General features: G+C 34.6%; 20 protein-coding genes and 2 pseudogenes. 20 read left to right on the forward strand and 2 right to left on the reverse strand.

Features of this window, described 5'->3' with window-relative positions; genetic code table 11:
* The first annotated feature begins 41 nt into the window (after positions 1–41).
* The 7 genes from KQI49_RS09285 (at position 42) to KQI49_RS09315 (ending at position 7,353) form a co-directional block, all read left to right on the forward strand.
* Positions 42–1,286 carry a hypothetical protein gene (locus KQI49_RS09285; protein ID WP_216488248.1) on the forward strand — a complete coding sequence of 415 codons (1,245 nt, stop codon included), beginning with the start codon at positions 42–44 and terminating at the stop codon, positions 1,284–1,286.
* Between the two features lie 625 nt (positions 1,287–1,911).
* A protein-coding gene (locus KQI49_RS09290) for an IS3 family transposase (RefSeq protein ID WP_371817544.1) occupies positions 1,912–3,044 on the forward strand; the annotation gives its coding sequence in 2 pieces (ribosomal slippage) (positions 1,912–2,158 and positions 2,158–3,044; 1,134 coding nt in all).
* Positions 3,045–3,130: 86 nt separating this feature from the next.
* Complete coding sequence (locus KQI49_RS09295) at positions 3,131–3,871, forward strand: DUF2238 domain-containing protein (RefSeq protein WP_371817545.1); 741 nt, start codon at positions 3,131–3,133, stop codon at positions 3,869–3,871.
* A 520-nt stretch (positions 3,872–4,391) separates the two neighbouring features.
* A complete protein-coding gene (locus tag KQI49_RS09300) occupies positions 4,392–4,727 on the forward strand; it encodes a PadR family transcriptional regulator (protein WP_216488252.1) in 336 nt (111 codons plus the stop codon).
* Between the two features lie 2 nt (positions 4,728–4,729).
* Complete coding sequence (locus tag KQI49_RS09305; protein WP_216488255.1) at positions 4,730–5,602, forward strand: hypothetical protein; 873 nt, start codon at positions 4,730–4,732, stop codon at positions 5,600–5,602.
* A gap of 21 nt (positions 5,603–5,623) precedes the next feature.
* Positions 5,624–6,595 (forward strand): ATP-binding cassette domain-containing protein, encoded by a 972-nt coding sequence (locus KQI49_RS09310; RefSeq protein WP_216488257.1) that lies wholly within the window; start codon positions 5,624–5,626, stop codon positions 6,593–6,595.
* Positions 6,595–7,353 (forward strand): ABC transporter permease, encoded by a 759-nt coding sequence (locus tag KQI49_RS09315; protein WP_216488259.1) that lies wholly within the window; start codon positions 6,595–6,597, stop codon positions 7,351–7,353. Before KQI49_RS09310 ends, KQI49_RS09315 begins: the two co-directional genes overlap by 1 nt.
* Before the next feature lie 109 nt (positions 7,354–7,462).
* On the opposite strand, the gene KQI49_RS09320 is transcribed toward KQI49_RS09315, so the two are convergent.
* Positions 7,463–8,935 (reverse strand): MDR family MFS transporter, encoded by a 1,473-nt coding sequence (locus KQI49_RS09320; protein WP_216488261.1) that lies wholly within the window; start codon positions 8,933–8,935, stop codon positions 7,463–7,465.
* Between the two features lie 578 nt (positions 8,936–9,513).
* On the opposite strand from KQI49_RS09320, the gene KQI49_RS18900 reads away from it, so the two are divergent.
* From KQI49_RS18900 to ant(6), 7 genes are all read left to right on the forward strand, one after another.
* Positions 9,514–9,558: an erythromycin resistance leader peptide gene (locus KQI49_RS18900; protein WP_142301762.1), complete on the forward strand. Its 45-nt coding sequence runs from the start codon at positions 9,514–9,516 to the stop codon at positions 9,556–9,558.
* A gap of 355 nt (positions 9,559–9,913) precedes the next feature.
* Positions 9,914–10,804 (forward strand): putative RNA methyltransferase, encoded by an 891-nt coding sequence (locus KQI49_RS09330; protein ID WP_216488264.1) that lies wholly within the window; start codon positions 9,914–9,916, stop codon positions 10,802–10,804.
* On the forward strand, positions 10,804–12,267 hold the full coding sequence (locus tag KQI49_RS09335) for an Msr family ABC-F type ribosomal protection protein (protein ID WP_216488266.1): 1,464 nt from the start codon (positions 10,804–10,806) through the stop codon (positions 12,265–12,267). Before KQI49_RS09330 ends, KQI49_RS09335 begins: the two co-directional genes overlap by 1 nt.
* Before the next feature lie 130 nt (positions 12,268–12,397).
* Positions 12,398–12,589 carry a hypothetical protein gene (locus tag KQI49_RS09340; protein WP_216488268.1) on the forward strand — a complete coding sequence of 64 codons (192 nt, stop codon included), beginning with the start codon at positions 12,398–12,400 and terminating at the stop codon, positions 12,587–12,589.
* A gap of 47 nt (positions 12,590–12,636) precedes the next feature.
* On the forward strand, positions 12,637–13,146 hold the full coding sequence (locus KQI49_RS09345; protein WP_216488270.1) for a GNAT family N-acetyltransferase: 510 nt from the start codon (positions 12,637–12,639) through the stop codon (positions 13,144–13,146).
* 217 nt (positions 13,147–13,363) lie between these two features.
* Positions 13,364–14,098, forward strand: coding sequence for a class I SAM-dependent methyltransferase (locus tag KQI49_RS09350; RefSeq protein ID WP_216488272.1), 735 nt, complete (start codon positions 13,364–13,366; stop codon positions 14,096–14,098).
* Between the two features lie 82 nt (positions 14,099–14,180).
* Positions 14,181–15,041 (forward strand): aminoglycoside 6-adenylyltransferase, encoded by an 861-nt coding sequence (ant(6), locus tag KQI49_RS09355; RefSeq protein WP_216488274.1) that lies wholly within the window; start codon positions 14,181–14,183, stop codon positions 15,039–15,041.
* Positions 15,042–15,248: 207 nt separating this feature from the next.
* Here ant(6) and KQI49_RS09360 read toward each other — a convergent pair whose 3' ends face one another.
* Positions 15,249–16,112, reverse strand: a complete 864-nt coding sequence (locus tag KQI49_RS09360; RefSeq protein ID WP_216488276.1) for an AraC family transcriptional regulator — start codon at positions 16,110–16,112, stop codon at positions 15,249–15,251.
* Positions 16,113–16,581: 469 nt separating this feature from the next.
* Here KQI49_RS09360 and KQI49_RS18765 point away from each other — a divergent pair.
* From KQI49_RS18765 to KQI49_RS09385, 6 genes and pseudogenes are all read left to right on the forward strand, one after another.
* A pseudogene (locus tag KQI49_RS18765) lies at positions 16,582–16,698 on the forward strand (TetR/AcrR family transcriptional regulator); the annotation flags it as partial.
* 51 nt (positions 16,699–16,749) lie between these two features.
* A complete protein-coding gene (locus tag KQI49_RS18575; protein WP_253286751.1) occupies positions 16,750–17,154 on the forward strand; it encodes a hypothetical protein in 405 nt (134 codons plus the stop codon).
* A 37-nt stretch (positions 17,155–17,191) separates the two neighbouring features.
* Entirely contained in the window at positions 17,192–18,073 is an 882-nt protein-coding gene (locus tag KQI49_RS09370) for an ABC transporter ATP-binding protein (protein WP_216488277.1), read from the forward strand.
* Between the two features lie 22 nt (positions 18,074–18,095).
* A complete protein-coding gene (locus tag KQI49_RS09375; protein WP_216488279.1) occupies positions 18,096–19,709 on the forward strand; it encodes an ABC transporter permease in 1,614 nt (537 codons plus the stop codon).
* 206 nt (positions 19,710–19,915) lie between these two features.
* A complete protein-coding gene (locus KQI49_RS09380) occupies positions 19,916–20,746 on the forward strand; it encodes a nucleotidyltransferase domain-containing protein (RefSeq protein ID WP_216488281.1) in 831 nt (276 codons plus the stop codon).
* A gap of 135 nt (positions 20,747–20,881) precedes the next feature.
* Positions 20,882–20,983: pseudogene (locus tag KQI49_RS09385) on the forward strand (AraC family transcriptional regulator); the annotation flags it as partial.
* Positions 20,984–21,257 lie beyond the last annotated feature (274 nt).

Consider the following 21,257-nt stretch of genomic DNA (forward strand, 5'->3'; position numbering starts at 1 on the left):
ATGAGTTATGAGGTAAATAGAATTAATTAGGAGCGTGAGTTTTGAACAAACTAGATTATTTGTATAGAACCAGTCAAGGACAGTACATGCAATTTATAGAGCGATTTAATCAAATATTAAAGCTAGATATACCAATGGAGCCTAAAAGTAAAAAGGGCATCAATGAAAAAGATAAACAACTTTTTCAATATCATGTTTATAATCAAATGGTAGAATCAAATAGACGTGCTTTCCGTAGTCCAGTTATTATGAAAATTGATTTTTACTCAACAATTAATAATCCACCACACATTCATACTTTGACGAAAAACTACTTAGATTTACTTTCTACGCCTCTCGAACAGAAAAAAATAAAACGTAAAAATCTATTATTTAAGGATGACCGACAAGTGGAAGTTCTGATAGTTAATCACCATATAGAAGAAAGATACAATAAACCATCGATTCAAATTGAAATAATGCGCTATTCTAACTTTATAAAGGATTTAAAGCTGATTAATCAAATACAACGGAATGATTTTAACTGTGATGCTGAAAATTCAAATTTTGATATGGATGAATTACTAGAAAAGCATAACGATAAAGTATTTACAAATTGGGAACAGAGCTTAGAAACGTATTATGACATGAAGGATTTTTATAAACAGCATGTAGAAGAAAGTAATCATAGAAATTTTGAAGATATACATTTATATCATGCGCAGAGAAGTTTTTTAACAGAAATAGAGTTTAATATTATTAATTTAGTTGATTTCTATTTTAATGAATCTATAGAGTTGCCAAGGGGATTTGATGATTTTGAATTTGATCATCGAAAACATTGGTTTTCGCTTGGGGGGAAAAGTGGGTTTAGTGGCATTAATATTCAAGACTTGCCAACTGCGAAGGGTGAAACAAAAGTATTTAAAAATGAAATTGATAATATTCTACAAAATTTTTCTAAAAACTTCTCATTTATGTCCCCGCTATTAATTAACTTATCTTTACTTATACTTTATATTCCACCTAAAAATATAGATATTGATTTAGACAATTTGGCTAGGAGAATTGTACCTCAAATTAATAAAAGACTACAACCAGCAGGAAAGTATTTTTTTAGGGATTATGAGGAACAAGGTAATAGGGCAAATACTGTTACAGAATATCAAGTTATAAGAATTCCGCGGCAAGAAAATGATTCAAAGGAAGGCGCTGTAAGAATAATGTTATACCCCAAGTCTCCATTTAAAAATATATGGGATGATGCTCAATCTCTAATATTTGATTGGTATGATATGTTAGACTAATAAAGGTATTCTTACTATAAAAATGACCTGTTGATAAACATTGAAAGAGCATAATAATACCATAGGTTAATTTTGTTTTGTACTTTAAAGGATTTATGTAGATTAGATATAACTAAAAAAAGTAACAAAAAAGTAACAGAAATAAACAATAATACAATATCACACACAATTACCTTTATCAAGAGGCACTCAAAACCATTGATTCAACAGCATTTCACAATTAAGCAAAACACAAAAAAACGGCTCACAACACGCCGGGCATGATGTGATCCAAAAACTAAATAATGAAATGTTGATATGACGGGGTTTGCCAGAGGGCAAATCCCATTTTTTTAGGAGATGTCACAAAAAAGTAACATGAATAAGCAATCGTGAAAAGTGAGACGCAATAAAATGAAGAAAAGTTCAAAGTAATCAATGGATATAACAATCCAACGCAAATGAGCATATTCTTGTAGAAATTCAATTGTTTCGAATTACATGATACCTGTTTTATTAGACGTTGCTTGGAACAGGATTGAGCGTAATGTTTTTCTAGAATATAATATGGATAGGCTACACTAAGTTGGACAGAAAAAATAAGGGGTAGTAAACTTAAACTATTAATTTAAGGGAGCGTGCTGGTATGACACATCAGCGTCGAACTTTTACACCCGAATTTAAACTGCAATTAATGAAGCTTTATGAAAATGGAAAATCTCGTGCTGATATTGCCAGAGAGTATGATATCACGCCTTCTGCGTTAGATCGCTGGATTAAAAATCATAAGGAAACTGGTTCATTCGCCTCCAAAGATAATCGTTCCGAAGAGGAAAACGAATTGGCCCGATTGCGTAAGGAAAACCAGCGTTTAATGATGGAAAATGATATTTTAAAGCAAGCAGCGCTGATCATGGGACGAAAATAGATGTGATTCGAAATAACGCTCACAAATATTCGGTATCAGCAATGTGTGACGTCCTTAATATTCCAAGAAGCACGTATTACTACCATGCCAATTTGGATAACAAATGTACTCTTAAAAGGGAAGATGAAGAGATTTCCAAAGAGATTGCCCGGATTTTTAAAGAAAGCCGAAACAATTATGGTACGCGAAAAATCAAGAAAGAGCTGAGTAAATTACCACAACCAAAACATGTATCACGTCGCCGGATTGGCCGTTTGATGAAAGAACTGAAACTTGTATCAACCTATACGGTAGCACAGTACAAGCCTTATAAATCATCAACGTGTAATGAAGCGTTGATCAAAAATGAATTACAGCGTCAGTTTGAGCAGGACAAGCCGTTGGCTGTCGTTGTGAGTGATTTAACATACGTCCGTGTCGGAACCAAGTGGCATTATGTATGCTTATTTGTCGACCTTTTTAATCGGGAAATCATCGGGCGCAGTGCTGGCGCGAATAAGGATGCAAAGCTTGTCTATCAGGCGTTATCGAACATTAAAGCTAATTTGAACGACGTTCAAATGTTCCATACAGATCGCGGAAAAGAATTTGATAATGGCCTTATTTCAGAAGCACTTGAAACATTTGGCATCCAGAGATCACTGAGCATGAAGGGATGTCCTTATGATAACGCCGTAGCTGAAGCAATGTTTAAGGTATTCAAAACAGAATTCGCTAACAGGGCTCATTTCACTTCTTTGGAACAGCTCACTCTTGAACTGGATGATTATGTTCATTGGTTTAATCATATTCGAATTCACGGAACACTAGGCTATTTAACCCCAGTGGAATTTAAGCAACAGCCCTTATAATTTTTGTCCAGTTTAGTGTTGACATTCCAATCTTTAAAAAGTTCTTTACCAGCAGCACGAAAACAGCCAGCAAGAAGGTTATTGCAGTGTATGTTATATTTCGTGCAATTGCTGTTTTTATGCTAATCAATCAGATACCTATGCAAAGATGGGGGGATGCTTTTCTTCTTGCACTGACGCTTTCTTTATTTGCTATCCCACAACTTGTGGAACACGTGTTTAAAATTGAAGTTCCCAACTTATTAGAATTGATTATCATATCATTTATTTTTAGTTCGACTATTCTGGGAGAATTAAGCGATTTTTACGGTTATTTCAAGTTTTGGGATACAGTTCTTCATACACTCAATGGCTTTCTAGCTGCAGGTGTTGGTTTCTCACTTGTCTATCTGTTAAATAAAAATGCCAAGGGTTTGAATTTGACCCCGTTGTTTCTTGCAATAGTCACTTTCTGTTTTTCTATGACTGTTGGCGTAATGTGGGAGTTTATTGAATACTCAGCAGACCGCTGGATGGACCTGGATATGCAGAAAGACCGAATTGTTCAAGAAATTAATAGTGTAAGTATTGGTGCGGAAAAAAATGTTGTTTATCATATTGAGAATATTGAACGCACCGTTATTGAAAGTAAAGACGAGTCGGGAAATAGTATTGAAACAGTGATTGATGACGGATATCTTGATATTGGAATTCATGATACAATGAAGGATTTATTTGTCAACCTGCTTGGTGCTATTGTCTTTAGTGTGTTCGGCTATCTATACGCTCAGCACGATCAGAAAAGGTATAGGTTTGTTCAGAACTTTATACCTAAAAAAAAGGAGTGAACTAGGTCAAGTAGTATAGGTTGTATTGCCGTTTACTTGTTGATGTTTTATTATCAATATCATTTGGTTATTGTACTAGGTCATCAGAATACTATCCAAAATTTGATTTTTTGAAGTCGTCCTTATGGCAAATTAAAGTGCTATTGGAAGTGTCAGACGAAGCATTAATGGTTATTAAATTAAAAAAGCGGTCTCTTGATAATGTTTCTGGTGTCATGAATCCATGTGTTTTTTGAATAAGTGTTCAACTATCGTGTTGATATCGCTGAATAAAAAAAGGTATATACGTAAAATATAATATCGGATCTTATAAAATAACATACACAATATGAGGAGTTAAATACCGTATAAAAAAATATCAAATAATCATTACAAATAAAACTTAAAACGCACACTTGACAGTCGTAGTAATGTGACATACAATGTAAATTATAGGTGAGGGAGCTATCCCTTACCTTAAAAAATAACATTATATACGACAGTCGTAATATTTTGATGAACAAAGACAGGTGATAAGAATATGGGTGGAAAATTATCAAGCGATATTTTACGTGGACATACGGATACAATAGTTTTAGCGAGCTTACTGGATCGTGACCGATATGGGTTTGAAATTTATAATCGCGTTCTTAACAAGACAGATAATTTATATGAGTTAAAAGAAACGACTCTTTATTCCAGTTATAAACGATTAGAAAAAGATGGTTTTATTCAATCGTATTGGGGTGATGAAACACAAGGTGGTCGTAGAAAGTATTATCGTATCACCGAACTTGGACGAGAACTGTATCAACAAAAGCTTAAAGATTATGAGTTTACAAAGAAAATTTTAGAACGATTATTTATGGAGGAATGATTATGGAACTGAAAGAATTTATTGATCATGCATTTGAAAAATATGAAGAATCACCAGAATTGATTGATTTTAAGGAAGAATTATTAACAAATCTACAAGACCGTTTAAAAAGCTTGGAAGCAACTGGTTTAAAACGAACGGAGGCTTTAAAGGAAATTAGAACAGAGTTTGCAGATATTAATAAGATTGCAGATGAAATGAGTTTGGATAAAAAGAAAGAAGTTTTTGAAATTCAATATATGTCATTTCGACATTTTGTTACTAGACCACGAGCCGCCATATACACATTATTAGGAGTTATTGCTCTATTTGGATTGATTGTTTCAGGGTTAAGCTATCTTACATCAGGAAAAATTGAAGCTTTAACAGGTGTATTGATGGTTTTTCTAGCTTTGCCTTCAGCAGGATTTGTTTATATGGGGTTAACGCAAGAAACGGCAACACGTCATCCAATGCGTCCATTACGTGCATTAATATATGCGATTGCGGTATTCGTTTTCTTATTCGGTGCTTTACTTGTGCCGATTTTAGTATTCGGTGAAGCTAGATCATTAGAAGCTGCGCTTGCCACTTTAATCCCTTTCGCTTTACCAAGTATTGGTGTGATTGCATTCTTAATGATTACGGAAGCTGACTATCGTAAAGCATGGGTACTAAAAGAAGCTGAGAAACAAATTGAATGGGCAAAAGGCTTTGAGGATTCAGGTAATGCACAAACATTCGGAATAATGACAGCGGCGGTTTGGATTTTAGCGATTGGGTTATTTGTTCTATTATTGATTTTAAAACTGTGGCTCTACAGCTGGATTCCATTAGTAGTAGCACTCGCTGTCATGATGTTTTTACTTGCACATTATATAAAGAAAAGTAACTAAAGAAAGGGGGATTCAAGTATTATGACTAATGCAATTAGTGTTGAGAATTTAAGTATGACTTATGATAATAAAGGGGAGAAAAATATTGCCGTTGACAATATTAGTTTTACAGTCGACCAAGGTGAAATTTTTAGTTTTCTTGGACCAAGCGGAGCAGGCAAGACCACGACACAACGGATACTTACAACCTTGTTACCAATTGAGAATGGAGAGGTTAGTATAGCTGGATATAATGTTTTAACTGATGCCAAAAAGGTTCGGGCGAATATAGGCTATGTTAGCCAACTTGGTGGTGCTGATCCAAATGCGACAGTACGTGAAAATCTAGAATTAACAGGAAAGTTATATGGTCTTTCAAAGAAGTTAACAGTGCAAAGAATTGATAAATTGAGTAAGTTGCTTGATTTCCATGAATTGCTATCGCGCTTTGTTCGTACATTGTCCGGTGGGCAAAAACGTCGGGTGGAGATTGCTCAAGGAATTTTACATGAACCTGAGGTGTTATTTCTTGATGAGCCGACAACAGGGCTTGATCCACAAAATAGAGCTAATCTATGGCGACATATTAAAAAACTACGAGACAATGGCATGACTATTTTCCTTACTACTCATTATTTAGAAGAAGCTGATGCTTTAAGCAACCGTTTAGTTATTCTCGATCAGGGCAAAATTGTAGCCGAAGGAACACCAACGGAATTAAAGAAAAAGGTTTCGGGTGAAGCTATTTCTCTTGAACTGAAATATTTGCAAGATGTTGAAAAAATAAATGTGTTCTTTAATCAAATAGGGATTGATAATGTTATAGAAACAGACATGAAATTCACCATTTACACGTCTAAAGGTGAAGAATTGATCGGGAGAATTTTTAAATATTCAAAAGAGAATCATGTTGAATTAGTCAATCTATCATTATCCATGCCATCTTTAAATGATGTATTCCTATCCTTAACTGGTAAAGAATTACGCGATGGTGGAAAGAGAGGTGAACAATAATGCAGATAGTAAGAGAAATAAATATATTCTTTGTTCGTAAATTAAAAGAGTCTATTCGTCAAATGGCTTGGGTAATCTCAGGGTTGATGACACCGTTTTTGTATATTTTATTATTCAGTCCATTGTTGAAAAAAATAACACGGCCCGCCATGAGTACAGCTGAGGTTTTAGATATGTTTGTTCCAGGAATATTAGTTCTATTAGCATTTGGTTCTGGAATGGGGGCGGGATGGTTAATGGTTTTTGATTTAAATAATGGCATTATAGAACGTTTACGTGTCACCCCCGCAAGTCGGTTTGCTATGTTAATGGGTGGAGTGTTAAAAGATGTCGTAGCGTTTATTGTTCCAGCAATTATTGTTTTAGTCATCTCAAGTCTATTTGGATATGAAATTCATTTTGTGGGAATTTTGTTACAGTTACTATTACTTTCGATTCTTACGATGATGGTTTCGGCATGGTCTGGAAGCATAGGTTTGTTGTTGCAAGATGTAGGTGGTGTTGCTGCTGTAGTAACCTCGTTACAACTGCCGTTAACTTTACTTGCTGGTATTTTATTACCGATATCATTTGGACCAAAATGGTTACAGGTACTCGCTCATTTCAATCCACTTTATTATGGTGTAGAAGCTTCTAAAGAATTAGCAGCTGGATCGATAGTGAACCAGTCTGTTTTCATAGGTTTTCTAGTCATAGTGATTATTACAATAATCACACTAGCATGGTCAACTCGCGTTTACAACAAAGCTGTTGCATAATAACTAAAAGAATAAAATGTTGAACGATGTTTTTAATCATTGCTATTTTAAAATGGTGTTTCCTTTATAAAGAATAGCGGCAAAACAGTCGAAGTTTTGCCGCTTTCTTTTATTCACATTCTGTTGTACTCTCTTCTTCGTCTGGGCTCGCCCGATAAACTTTTAACGCCATGATAACTGCAAAAATAGCGATGATGAAGGCGATGAAATAAACAAGTTCAACACCAGCTACCATTGCTTGATTAATGGTGGCTGGATCTTCTGGATTATTAGACTTATTTAAAAAGTGAAGCTGTCTCGTATTCATAATACTAATAAATACTGAAACTCCAATGGCGCCAGCTACAGGTTGTAAAGTAGTCATCACAGCTGTGCCGTGTGGATATAATGCTTTTGGAAGTTGATTTAATCCATTCGTTTGTGCCGGCATCATGATTGCAGAAACACTAAGCATTAACAAAATATATCCTACAATGATTACCCATACTGATGTGTCTACAGTTAATCTGCTCATCATAAACATCGTCCCACTTAAAACAATCGTTGCAGGAATCATTAGAACGCGCGGACCAAATTTATCAAATAGATGCCCCATAAATGGCGACATCGCTCCATTCAAGATACTACCAGGTAATAGAATCAATCCGGCAGTTGCAGCAGTTAATGCTAACGGACCTTGCATAAAGATTGGTAATATAAGCTCAGAAGCAAACATGGCCATAATGATAATTAAAAACATAAAGATAGCATGTGTATACATTGGGTATTTGAATACTCTTAAATTCATCACTGGTTCCTCTAACTTAAATTGTCTTATCGAGAATAAAACAATACTGATTACTCCGATGATGATGGTTAGGTACACGCTCGGACTTAAGAAGCCTTCTTTACTTTCTCCAGCAGAGCTAAAACCATAAATAATTGTTCCAAATCCAACGGAAGAGAACAATATAGATGGAAAATCTATTTTTGGTTTTGTGACTTCACCGACATTAACTAAAAATTTATAGGCAAACATAATGGAAAATAGAGCAAAAGGAATGACAGTAATAAATAGATAACGCCACCCTAAATATTCAACAATAACCCCGGATAAAGTTGGACCAATAGCAGGGGCAAACATAAAAACTAATCCAACGATCCCCATGATTTTTCCACGCTTCAGTGGTGGATAAAGTAATAAGAAAACATTAAATATGATGGGCATCAATAACCCTGTTCCAACAGCTTGTGTTAAACGTCCAACTAATAATATTGTAAAATTCGGTGCCATGGCACTAATTGTTGTTCCGATTGTGAAAAAAGTCATCACACCGATAAATAATTGTCTTGTTGTAAACCATTGTACTAATAATGCGGATATCGGGATAACTATCCCCATAACGAGCATGAAACCTGTAGCCATCCATTGTACGGTTGGTAATGTAATATTAAATTCTTGCATTAATGTTGTTAAAGCAATATTTAGTAATGTTTCATTTAATACAGCAAAAAAAGCCCCAATGATTAGTGAAATCATAATTGGTAGCGTTTTGACATTAGGGTCATCCGCTAAGTATTCGTACTTTTTGCTATTGTCCATAATAACACCTCTTTATTTTATTGATTAAACGTAGGGGTATAAATTCCAACAAGATATAAAATGAAAAAACCTCCTATCCAATTCTGAACAGGAGGCATCATACATTAATCAATAGATAAAAAGGACGTAAAACAGAGCAGTCACAATTATAGTATCTATGATGAATTACATGCTAATCCTATTTAGAAAAGGTTCGTTATAAAAGGTTGATTTTAAAATAAAAAGTATAAATGTAATTGAAAATTACTCCATACCTATTATGTTTAAAAGAATCATTTGTATTCTATAACGGAATTTTTTCAAAAAATAGGATTATAAAATCATGTAATTCAATCACCTTTCTTAATTTAATGAGTTAATTCTACACACGGAAGTAAATTCTGTCAAGACGCACTTCTCTTATTTATTATATCAGGAATAATTCTGGCACAAATAATCCAAATTGGTTACCTTCTATATCTTGTATAGGAAAAATGGGATAAGAGATTACCGAGAAAAGTCCTTGCATTTTCCTAAAAAGACGTTATAATAGCTATTGTAAAATAAATGACATTAGATAAAAGGAGAATTATTAAAAAATGACACATGCAATGAGACTTCGATTCCCAACTTTGAACCAGTAATTGAATACGGTTAAAGGCTCTGTTTGTGGAAACAGAGTAAACGGGATAAGTCTGTCCTTTTTTAATATTTCTCATAACATATTGGGAAAAGTGATATACCTCAAGAAGATTGTTTTCTGCTATATTTTTATAGCGGGCAATTTTGAGGTAAATAAATATGATATGATTAGAAAGGCGGATGATTCTGCCTTTCTTTATTTTTGTTTGTATTACTTACCTAGCAATGGTGAGTTTATTTGTTGATATTTCTTAACATATTACTACTAAATCTAAGGATAAGGTCTATTTTAATTCCTTTACTCTTTTATCACAGGCAGATGCCTGTGATTTTTTTATTATAGAAAGGAAGAGTAACATGACGAATAAAGAAAAAAGTGCTAAAAAATTACGTGAAACGATAGATTTATTTCGATGTCCAATATGCCAAAGTCCCATAAAGGTGTTTGATTTAAAGAGCTTAATTTGTCCGAACAATCACACGTTTGATATCGCAAAGCAAGGATATATAAACATGATGACACGTCCTACTAACAGTCTATATGACAAGAAGTTATTCGAAGCTAGGCAACAGATTATTACTGGAAGTAACTTATATACCTTGTTGCACGACAGGGTTTCGAAAATAATAAAGGAGCATTTAGATTCAACAAATGATTCCATTGTCATTCTCGATGCTGGATGTGGTGAAGGCTCTCATTTACAAAAGGTTACGGAAACAGTGGGTAATGTTGCTACTACGAGAATGGGATTAGATGTTTCCAAAGAAGGCGTTATTATGGCAGCTAAAAATTATAAAGATACGATTTGGCTTGTAGGTGATCTAGCAAATACACCAATTGGAGATGGTTCATGCCAGGTTATTTTGAATATCTTTTCGCCTGCAAATTATATGGAGTTTAAAAGAGTCTTGGCTCCAAATGGTCTTGTAGTGAAAGTGGTACCTCGGGCGAACTACCTAAAAGAATTACGAGAAGTTTTTATTCCTGAGACATCTAACGGAATGTATAGTAATGATGAAACTGTCTCTCTATTTAAGAAACACTTTCATTCAGTAAGCCATTATCAGCTTTGCTACTCCAAAACATTAAACCAGGAGGACTTAATACATTTAGCTGAAATGTCCCCGCTCGCTTGGAATGCTAAAAAAGAACAAATCGATGCATTTATCCATCAAGACGCAACGGAAATAACGGTTGACTTGGATATTTTAGTTGGAAGCTATGATGCGGAAGGGGGTAGAGCGTAATGGAAAATGTATGTGTAGAGTTGGAATATATAGAACTTTCATTTTTAGATAGAATGGTGTTATCGATTCCTAGGCTCGCAATCCATCAGTTCGATCGTATTGGAATCGTGGGAAAGAATGGGGCAGGTAAGAGTTCGCTTTTAAAACTTATTGCAGGTAACTTAACACCAGATAAGGGGAATGTGAAGCGCCTGATTGATTTTGCTTATTTTGATCAATTAGATTCGGTAGATGCTACAGATGCTGATTACGCGTTAATGAGTAAGCTATCTATCCCAAAAACAGCTATCCAAAACTTTAGTGGAGGAGAGCAGACAAGATTGAAGCTCGCGAGCTTGTTTTCCAATTACCATGAAGGGTTGTTAATAGACGAACCAACGACTCATCTTGATGAAGAGGGTAAACAATTTTTACTAGATGAGCTTGAGTATTATTACGGCGCACTCGTACTTGTCAGTCATGATCGGTATGTATTGGATCAGTTAGTGACTAAAATTTGGGAAATAGAAGATGGACAAATAACGGAGTATACGGGAAATTATACAGATTATGTGGAGCAAAAGGAACTTGCAAAACGACAGCAGCAGGAACAGTATGAAAAGTATTTAAAAGAGAAGTCACGATTGAAGCTAGCTGCAGAAGAAAAGATGAAAAAAGCTGACAACATAATTAATTCTTCTGCAAAGTCGAAAAAGAAGACGAAAGAAAAACCGAATCGTATGTTTGAGACCAAATCTAAAGGTACAAGTCAAAAGGCTATGCAACGTGCAGCAAAAGCACTTGAGCAAAGAGTGGAACAATTAGAAGCAGTTGAAGCACCACAATCAGAAAATATAATTCGTTTCAATAAACCTAAATCACTTCAACTGCACAATAAGTTTCCAATTATGGCAAATAGACTAACTCTTGCAGCGGGTGATAAACTACTACTTGATGGAGCTGACTTTCAATTTCCTTTAGGACGAACGATTGCCATAACTGGAGAAAATGGGTCAGGTAAAACGACCTTACTTCATCATATCTTACAAGGCGGTGAAGGGCTTACAATATCTCCTAAAGCTGTATTTGGTGTGTACGAACAGATGGATTATCAGTTTACTGAGGATGAATCGGTTCTTGGATTTATGAAAGATAGGAGTGACTATGAAGAAGGGAAGATACGGGCGGTTCTTCATTCAATGGATTTTACAAGAAATGATTTGAACAAGAGTGTCCGTGATTTAAGTGGTGGAGAAGCAATTCGACTTGTACTTTGTCAGCTTTTTCTCGGAAGATTTAATATATTGATTTTAGATGAACCAACTAATTTTTTGGATGTTTTCAGTATTGAAGCATTAGAACAATTGCTGGAAGGATATGAAGGAACTGTACTACTTGTGTCACATGATAAGACTTTTATTGAAAGGGTGGCGGATTACGTGTATGTGCTAGAAGATTTTAAAGTAAAGTTTAAGAGCAAATAGTATTCAGGAAGCAGGAATGATCCTGCTTCCTGAATTATACTTAAGGTATCTATAAAATGAATCAATGTTTTAGAAACTGCAAAAATCTAAATTTCTTGGAACCATTGAAAACATAGAAAGGTTGTTATATATGGAGAAAGGGTATACATCAATTACACTAAAAGAGCGACCAGATTTAAAAGCGGAAATAAACGTATTGTATAACATTGGTTGGATAAACTTTATGCGAGAAGACCTAGTAGCGGTAAAATATTGGAACAAATTACTTTCATATTTTCCTGAATTTCAATATGTATTATTGAATGAAAAAACGAATCAATAGCTTGTGGTAATGCCATACCCTTTTATTGGGATGGTGATAAAGCTAGTTTGCCAGAAGGATGGGATAAGGTTTTTGAAAAAGGAATATTAGATTTCCAAAACAATATTCAACCTAATTCTCTGTCAGCCTTATCCATTGTCATTCATCCAGAGTTTAGAGGAAAAGGTTTGAGTGAGCGGATGGTTAACGAAATGAAAAGTTTAGCTATTAAAAGCAAATTTAAAAATATGGTAGCTCCAGTTCGTCCTTCATTAAAAAGCATGTATCCACTTATTCCGATAGAAGAATATATAAAGTGGAAAAGTATAGCTGGTACTCCTTTTGATCCTTGGATTAGAATTCATATAAAGGCAGGTGCTTCTATCATAAAAGTGGCAGAAAAATCTATGGTCATCCCAGCTTCAATTAAAGAGTGGGAAGAGTGGACAGGAATGAAGTTACTGTCTTCTGGAAGTTATGTTATTAATGAGGGATTAGTGCCATTAGAAGTAGATATGTCAGCCAATAAAGGTGTTTATATTGAACCTAATGTGTGGATGAGACATTATGTAGATTAATAACCATTTATTATTAAGTGATAATTTGGTCATTGAATAAAGATTATTGAAGAAAAGATCTGGCAAAAGTATTGTGTTATTGTAATAAAATAGATTTAAAAAAATAAAATGAATGACTTGATTGATTAAAAGAAGATACTCTTAGTCTTTCAAGTGTATGAAACCGTAAATGTTCGCGATGTAATATTACTCCAAAAAAATAGAGAGGGGCTTAGCAGTGAAACAAAATAAATATGATGATCCAAATTTCTTTTCCGCTTATGAACAAATGCCGCGATCAGTTAAAGGGCTAGATGGTGCCGGAGAATGGCATATTTTAAAAGAACTAATACCAGCTCTTGAGGGTAAAAACGTACTTGATCTAGGTTGCGGTTTCGGTTGGCATTGTCGCTATGCTCGTGAACAGCATGCTAGATCCGTAACGGGCGTAGATATATCTAATAAAATGATTCAGAGAGCTCGTGAAATGACAAATGATTCATTAATATCATATATAAAAGCCCCCATTGAAGACATCGATTTTTCTAATTCCGAGTTTGATGTAGTCATCAGTTCACTGGCTTTTCACTATATTCAATCATTTAAGTCAAGCTGCAAAAAAGTTTATGATAGTTTAATCCCTGGGGGTTCTTTTGTTTTCTCCGTTGAACATCCTATTTTTACTTCCCGAAGTGAACAAGATTGGTATTACGATAACCAAGGCAATCGACAACATTGGCCTGTTGATAACTATCAGTCAGAAGGGATTCGTCAAACTACATTTTTGAATAACCATGTTACAAAATACCATCGTACAATTTCAACATACTTGAATGATTTAATCAACGCCGGTTTTATAATTAGAGCAGTTAAGGAATCAGTTCCATCTAATGAGATGTTAAAAAGTATTCCCGGAATGGAAGATGAGAAACGAAGACCTATGTTTTTAATGATCTCAGCTCAAAAAGAGTGAGAACTCACTTTTTTACGGAAGTATGTAGACGGACCCTGCTATGGGTGAAATGTCGGATAAAGTGAAAATAGGGGGAAGTTAAATGCGTAAAGAAAATGAGGTGAGGAACCTTCTAAAAAATATAGTTATAAATGATAATAACATCAGATTATCAGTTCTTGAGGGATCTAGAACGAATAAAAACATACCGAAAGATGATTTTCAAGATTATGATATCTCGTTTTTTGTGACAGATATGGAATCTTATAAAAAAGACGATAGTTGGCTTGGAACATTCGGTGATCTAATTTTCATCCAAAAACCTGAAGATATGGATTTATACTCGTCAGAGTTAGGAAATTGGTTTAGTTATATCATGTATTTTAATGATGGCATTAAGATTGATTTAACTTTAATACCTCTAATGGAACTTGATGATTATTTATCTAATTCAGATGGTTTAGTGGAAATATTGATTGATAAGGATAATCGAATCAATGAAAAAATTGTTCCAAGTGACAAGAAATATTGGATTAAAAAACCATCTGAGCGAGAGTTTGATGATTGCTGTAATGAGTTTTGGAATGTATCAGCCTATGTAGCCAAAGGCTTACTTAGAAAAGAACTTCTATTCGCATTGGATCATTTCAATCAAGTTCTTCGTCCTGAACTTTTACGAATGATATCATGGAATGTTGGTATAAGAGAGGGATTTAATTTTAGTGTAGGTAAGAGCTACAAATTTATGGATAATTATCTTACTGAAGCTGAGTTAGAAAAACTGATTAACACCTATTCGCAATCTGGTTATATAGAGTCCTGGGAATCCTATGAGTTATGTTGTGAATTATTTAGAGCCTACTCCAAGGAAGTTGCATCTTCATTAGGTTATAAATACCCTGAGTACGGTGAAAAAATGACGAATTTCATTCAAAATATTTATTTTAAACTAAGTGAAAAGTAGCCTTGCTCAATAAAAACTTAGTATAATGGACGATGTTGTAGGATAAGGTTCGCACTATTTCTTGGTTTGATGGGCCAGGTTATCGAATTTATTATACCCATAATGGCTTTTGCCTTCAGTAATTGTAGACTAAAATAATAACTATAAAAGAGCAACGCTGAATCTGCGTTGCTCTACATAGATTATCAATAGAATGATTTTTATTGTTTATTTTTTCCGTACTGGAAGCCAAACTTCACTATAGGCGTAATCTTTTTTATTTTTATCCATTTTAGTAAAAGAAAAAGTAGGGGCATTGATTACTTCATAATCAGAAGAAGGAAGCCATTCTGAATAGGTTTTTGCCATTGTATCCTGCAACGTAGATGGAAATGGCCCTTCATTCGGAAAAATTGCCCAAGTATAGGCTTTAACAGGCACTACGTCTAATAGATCGCTCACTTGATTTTTAGTCGTTAATACACCTATCAGGTGAGTTAAACCTCCTTCTTCTTTTAAGAAATTAGTGTCAGCATCATAAGAAGCATTAACAATTTCATAAGGCTCTATATTTTGAAGAGAATGCATTTCTTCTCCTTGTTCATTTGTTATGCTTTCTGCAAGCTTTTCAATCTCCTGATTAACACCTTCAAATTGCATGGGAACACGCTTGCTTACCCCGACTAAATTAAATGCTGGTTTGTCTTCAATTCTAAATTCCATACTGGTTCCTCCTTTAACAGTTATGATGAATGAAAGTTTGGGGTACGATTTGCTTATGCCTTTTTTTATTACATCTGAGGGTAAAAAGCCACTCCAATTTTTGAATGCCCTAGTAAAGCCGTCTACTGACTGATAGCCATATTTAAAGGCAACATCTGTTACTGACTCCCCATTCAATAAATTCTTATTAGCTTCTGACAATTTTCTGTTCCTTATATATTCACTTAGCGTCAGCCCTGAAAGGTAAAAAAATATCTTTCTAAAGTGATAGTCGGAAACCCCGGCATATTCAGAAATCCTTTCAAGAGACAGTTCATCAGTTAAACGATGTTCTATATATTCCATCACCTGATTTAATTCCTTTAGCAAAATATCCCTCCTTCATGAGTACATCATAGCAAAGCAAAATGAAAGATACTCGACATTTTCAATATAAAATATATCGAATTGTTAATTCTATTCAAAAATGTAACTACGGCTAAAATATTTCTCAATGTTCAAGAGACGTACGCTGTCTGGGATATGATCACCACTCAATTTTGAATATCGGGTCATTTACTCACGAAATTATATTTATATATGAAAATTGGACGGTACAACGTAAATTCCTGGATGAGTGTCAGTGTTATATTGTAGCTCTCAAAATAAAAATTATTTATTATAAAACTATTATCTTTTACCGTTAATGAAATCACTTTTTATTTTTCATTGACCGAATTGGTCAGTTTTGTTATATTATAAATGTGACCGATATGGTCATGTTTGAGTTAGTAGAAAGGAGATCATAACGATTTATTCAGTATTCAACAATTTAAAATCAGACAAACAAGAAGTAATTATTAATGCAGCAATAAAAGAATTTGTCCAAAGTGGGTTTGAAAAAGCGTCAACAAATGACATTGTAAAAAGAGCTAACATTTCTAAGGGTTCACTGTTTAACTATTTTAATAATAAGAAAGATCTTTACACCTATTTAATTAAGCATAGTATTCAAATTATCGAGGAGATGTATGAACAAATTGATTTAAGTGAAACCGACCTATTTAAAAGAATTGAAAAAATAGGGATACAGAAATTGCATATACAGCAAAGATTCCCTCGTGTATTTGACTTTTTGGCCTCTACCATCCAAGAGGAATCAGATGAAGTGAAAGAAATTATTAAACAAAAGGTAGATCCTATTTATGAACAAGGGTTAGAAAAAATGTACGATTGTATTGATTATTCCAAGTTTCGTAAGGATATTGATATCGAAAAAGCGATTGAAATCTTAAATTGGACGATGTTCGGATTTGGCGAGAAGGGTCTTAAACAAATAAATTCTTTTGAAAATCTTAGCGAATTTGGAGAGCAATATCTTGAAGAATGGAATCGTTACGCTGAAATATTAAAGTATAGTTTTTATAAGTAAGGAAAATGGCGATTTTCACAAGGAGGGCTTCACTATTATGAAGAAAATTGTGAAGGTACAAGGTTTACAAAAAATGTTCGGCAAGTTTCAAGCATTACGTAATGTAACGTTTACGGTGGATGCGGGAGAAGTGGTTGGTTTTATTGGTCCCAATGGCGCTGGTAAATCAACGACTATTCGCACCTTATTAGGCATTATTAAGCGAGATGCCGGTACTGCAGAAATATTCGATAAGGACGTTTGGAAAGACAGCCTTGAAATTCATAAACGAATATCTTACGTCCCTGGAGATGTCGCGTTATGGGGGAGCTTAACAGGCGGTGAAATCATTGACCTGTTCATGAAATTACATGGTGGCGGAGATAAGCAAAAGCGTGATTATTTAATCAACCGTTTTGAACTTGATCCGAAGAAAAAAGCCAAAGGATATTCGAAAGGAAATCGTCAAAAGGTTGGGTTGATTGCTGCATTATCTATTGATTCAGATTTATATATTTTTGACGAACCAACTTCTGGTCTAGATCCTTTAATGGAAGCAATATTCCAAGAAGAGGTTGAGAAGATTAAAGACGCGGGTAAATCTATTTTATTATCCTCCCATATTTTAAGCGAAGTGGAGCGTTTGGCAGATAAGGTTGTCATCATTCGTCAAGGTGAAATTGTGGAAACTGGAACCCTTGATGAATTACGACACTTGACTCGTTCTACCGTCAATTTAGAAACGGAAGGCGATGTAACTCACATGGCTAGTGTAAATGGCGTGCTTGATTTTGAACAAAAAGATAATCAAGCAACATTTTCTGCAGATAATCAACATCTTAGTGATATTTTAAGCGAAGCAAGTAAATTAGGTGTTAAGAAATTTGAATCCGCACCTCCGACTCTTGAAGATTTGTTCATGCGTCACTATGAAGGTTAAGCGCTTGAAAGGAGGATGAATGATGAAGGAAAAATTTGCTCGTTGGGATACACTGTTCCAGTTGTATCTAAAACGTGATTGGAAAAAAATAATGATATGGGTTTTGGGGCTTGGTCTGTTTTCATCAGGCTTTATTCCCGCATTCAAAGAGATAGCGAAAGGGCAAGGGTTACTCGGGATGTTCGAAACGTTACAAAACCCCGCTATGATTTCTATGGTCGGTCCAACGTCAGTAGAAGTAGCATCAGATTATACTTTAGGAGCAATGTACGCCCATGAAATGTTGTTGTTTTGCGGTCTGTTTGCGATGATTATATCTATTTTACATGTTATCGGTCATACTCGAAAAGAAGAGGATCTTGGACTTACCGAATTAGTGCGCTCCTTTCAAGTAGGGCGCCAAGCAAACTCTTTTGCTGCAATAGCAGAGGTAGTTTTTATCAATGTCATATTGGCACTTTTTATTGCTGGGGTTATGGTTAGTTTTAGTGTGGATACGATATCTATTCAAGGTTCCTTCCTATTTGGATCATCTGTCGGAATGGCTGGGATTATTGGAGCTGGGATTGGTCTTGTGATGGCACAAATTATGCCTACTTCATCGTCTGCAACAGGGTCAGCACTTGGAGTTGTAGGACTTCTTTATATTGTTCGAGCTGGAACAGATGTGTCAAATGTAGACTTATCTATGATTAATCCTATGGGTTGGACATATTTAACATATCCCTTTACGGATAATAACTGGATTCCACTTATTATTGCCTTGATTTTCAGTGTGATTGTGGTGATTATTGCTTTTATTCTTGAAGGGAATCGTGATATGGGAGCTGGCTATCTTCCCCAAAGAGAAGGAAGAGCAAATGCAAAGAAGTCTTTATTATCAGTCCGTGGTTTATTAGTCAAAATTAATAAAGGCACAATCATTAGTTGGATGATTGCTTTCATTATTATGGGAGCGGCTTATGGTTCGATTTATGGTGATATGCAGACTTTTTTAGAAAGTAACGAAATGATGAAGGAAATGTTTTCTCATTCGGGTGTTTCTATTGAAAAATCATTCACTAGCACAATTATGATGGTCATGATTGTCTTAGTTAGTATTTTACCAATTGTTATTGTTAATAAATTATTTTCAGAAGAAAGTCGTTTACATTTAAGTCAGATTTATGCGACAAAGGTAACTCGCAGTAACTTATACTGGACCAGTATAAGTTTAGCGATTTTCGTAGGTGTAGTAGGAATTTTATTAGCGGCAGGTAGTCTCGGTGCTACAGCGATTACTACTATGGAAGATAGCGGAGAGATGGAAATAGGGGATTTTATTGCAGCTGGATATAACTTCTTACCATCTGTATTATTCTTTGTTGGTCTTGCGGCTCTAGCTCTCGGCTGGGCACCAAAACTAGGTAAAGTGGTGTACGTTTATTTGATATACTCCTTCATGCTAAACTACTTTGGTGGTATATTAGATTTACCGGAATGGTTTTCCAAAACTGCTATTCAAAGTTGGATTCCACAAATGCCAACGGAGGATTTTGATGTTCCAATTTTCATTACCATCACTGTAATAAGCATTGTTTTAATGGTAATAGGTTTCCTTGGTTATAAGAGACGGGATATGATAGAAGGGGTTTAATAAGGATATATTTTAGAAGTTTTTTAGATTAAGAGGTTTGTCCAGTGGCAAATCTCTTTTTCTTATGTCACATGAATAAGAAAGTAATAGCAATGAAACTGCTGGTCTACTAAAAGGTTGACGAATAAAATCATAGCAGTATAAAAAACATATGTGTATTATTGATTTATACACATAAGTGCTATATGGGAACGGAGTGAATCAAAATGGAAATGGTTGATAATATTATTCAACGTATAAAAGAAGAGTTAGATGGACTGCCAGGTGTGGTAGGAATCGTGTTAGGAGGATCTAGGGCTAGAGGAACTCATCGTCCTGATTCTGATATAGATATTGGAGTTTACTATGATGAATCAAAAGGATTTAATACTAAAGATATCGAAAAATCAGCATTAAATCTTAATGACGAAAAAAAAGAGCATTTAATCACTGCCTTAGGTGAATGGGGGACATGGATAAATGGTGGTGGCTGGTTAGTTGTTAATGGTTACCATGTAGATCTTATTTTCCGTGATATCAAAAGAGTCAGTGAAGTTATTGATGACTGCCTGTCAGGTGTTGTATCCATTCATTATCAAACTGGACACCCACATGGCTACTTGAATGCCATGTATATAGGTGAATTAGCTATTTGTCATATTTTATCTGATCCCGAAGGCATATTGGCTGAATTGAAACAAAAAACGAAACCTTATCCTGGGAAACTTAAGAAAGCGATAATTCAATATTTCTCTTTTGAAGCATCATTCTCTCTTATGTTTATGGAAGCCAATACGGATAAAGATGATATTTCATATGTAATGGGTCATTGCTTTCGAACAATTTCTTGTTTAAATCAGGTTATCTTTGCGAAAAATGAAGTGTACTGTATCAATGAAAAGAAGGCGGTATCCATGATTGAGGATTTTCCGATAAAACCGAAGCTCTATAAAAAAAGAATAGATGAAATTGTAACCCTTCTTTCAATGGATATTGACAAGGTGAACCAAGCTGTAAAAAATTTAAAGAAATTAATTTCTGAAACAGAAGTCTTATAAATTCATATTGCTTGTACACTATAGCTATCCTATGTATAATGTATCGTCCAATATAAACAAGGAGTTGTTCTAATGACAGAATGGATAAGTATTGCGCATGCAAACGAACATAATTTAGTGTGAAATCAGGTATTATGCTCAGAGTATCATTTTAAACCAATGTTTTCTTATCTGGTGGATATACCATTTGTGGAATCTATTCGAAGAAGACGTCTCACGCTTGCAGCAATAGAATTAAATATAATGATAGAATTATTGATATGGCATTGGAATGAACACGGCATAAGAGAACAGTTTGAAACGGAGTAGGTTTTTTAGAACTCCCAAAGTGTTTAATTAAAAAAGTAACAAAAAAGTAACAAAAATAAACAATAATACAAAACCACGCGTAATTATCCTTGGTTGGAAACGCTCAAAATCATTGATTTAATAACCTTTCACAATTAGTTAAAGCACGAAAAAGTGGCTTACAACACGCCGGGCATGATGTAAGTAAGCCCAAGAACTGAAT

Source organism: Virgibacillus sp. MSJ-26, from assembly GCF_018918075.1.
Taxonomy (GTDB): domain Bacteria; phylum Bacillota; class Bacilli; order Bacillales; family Amphibacillaceae; genus MSJ-26.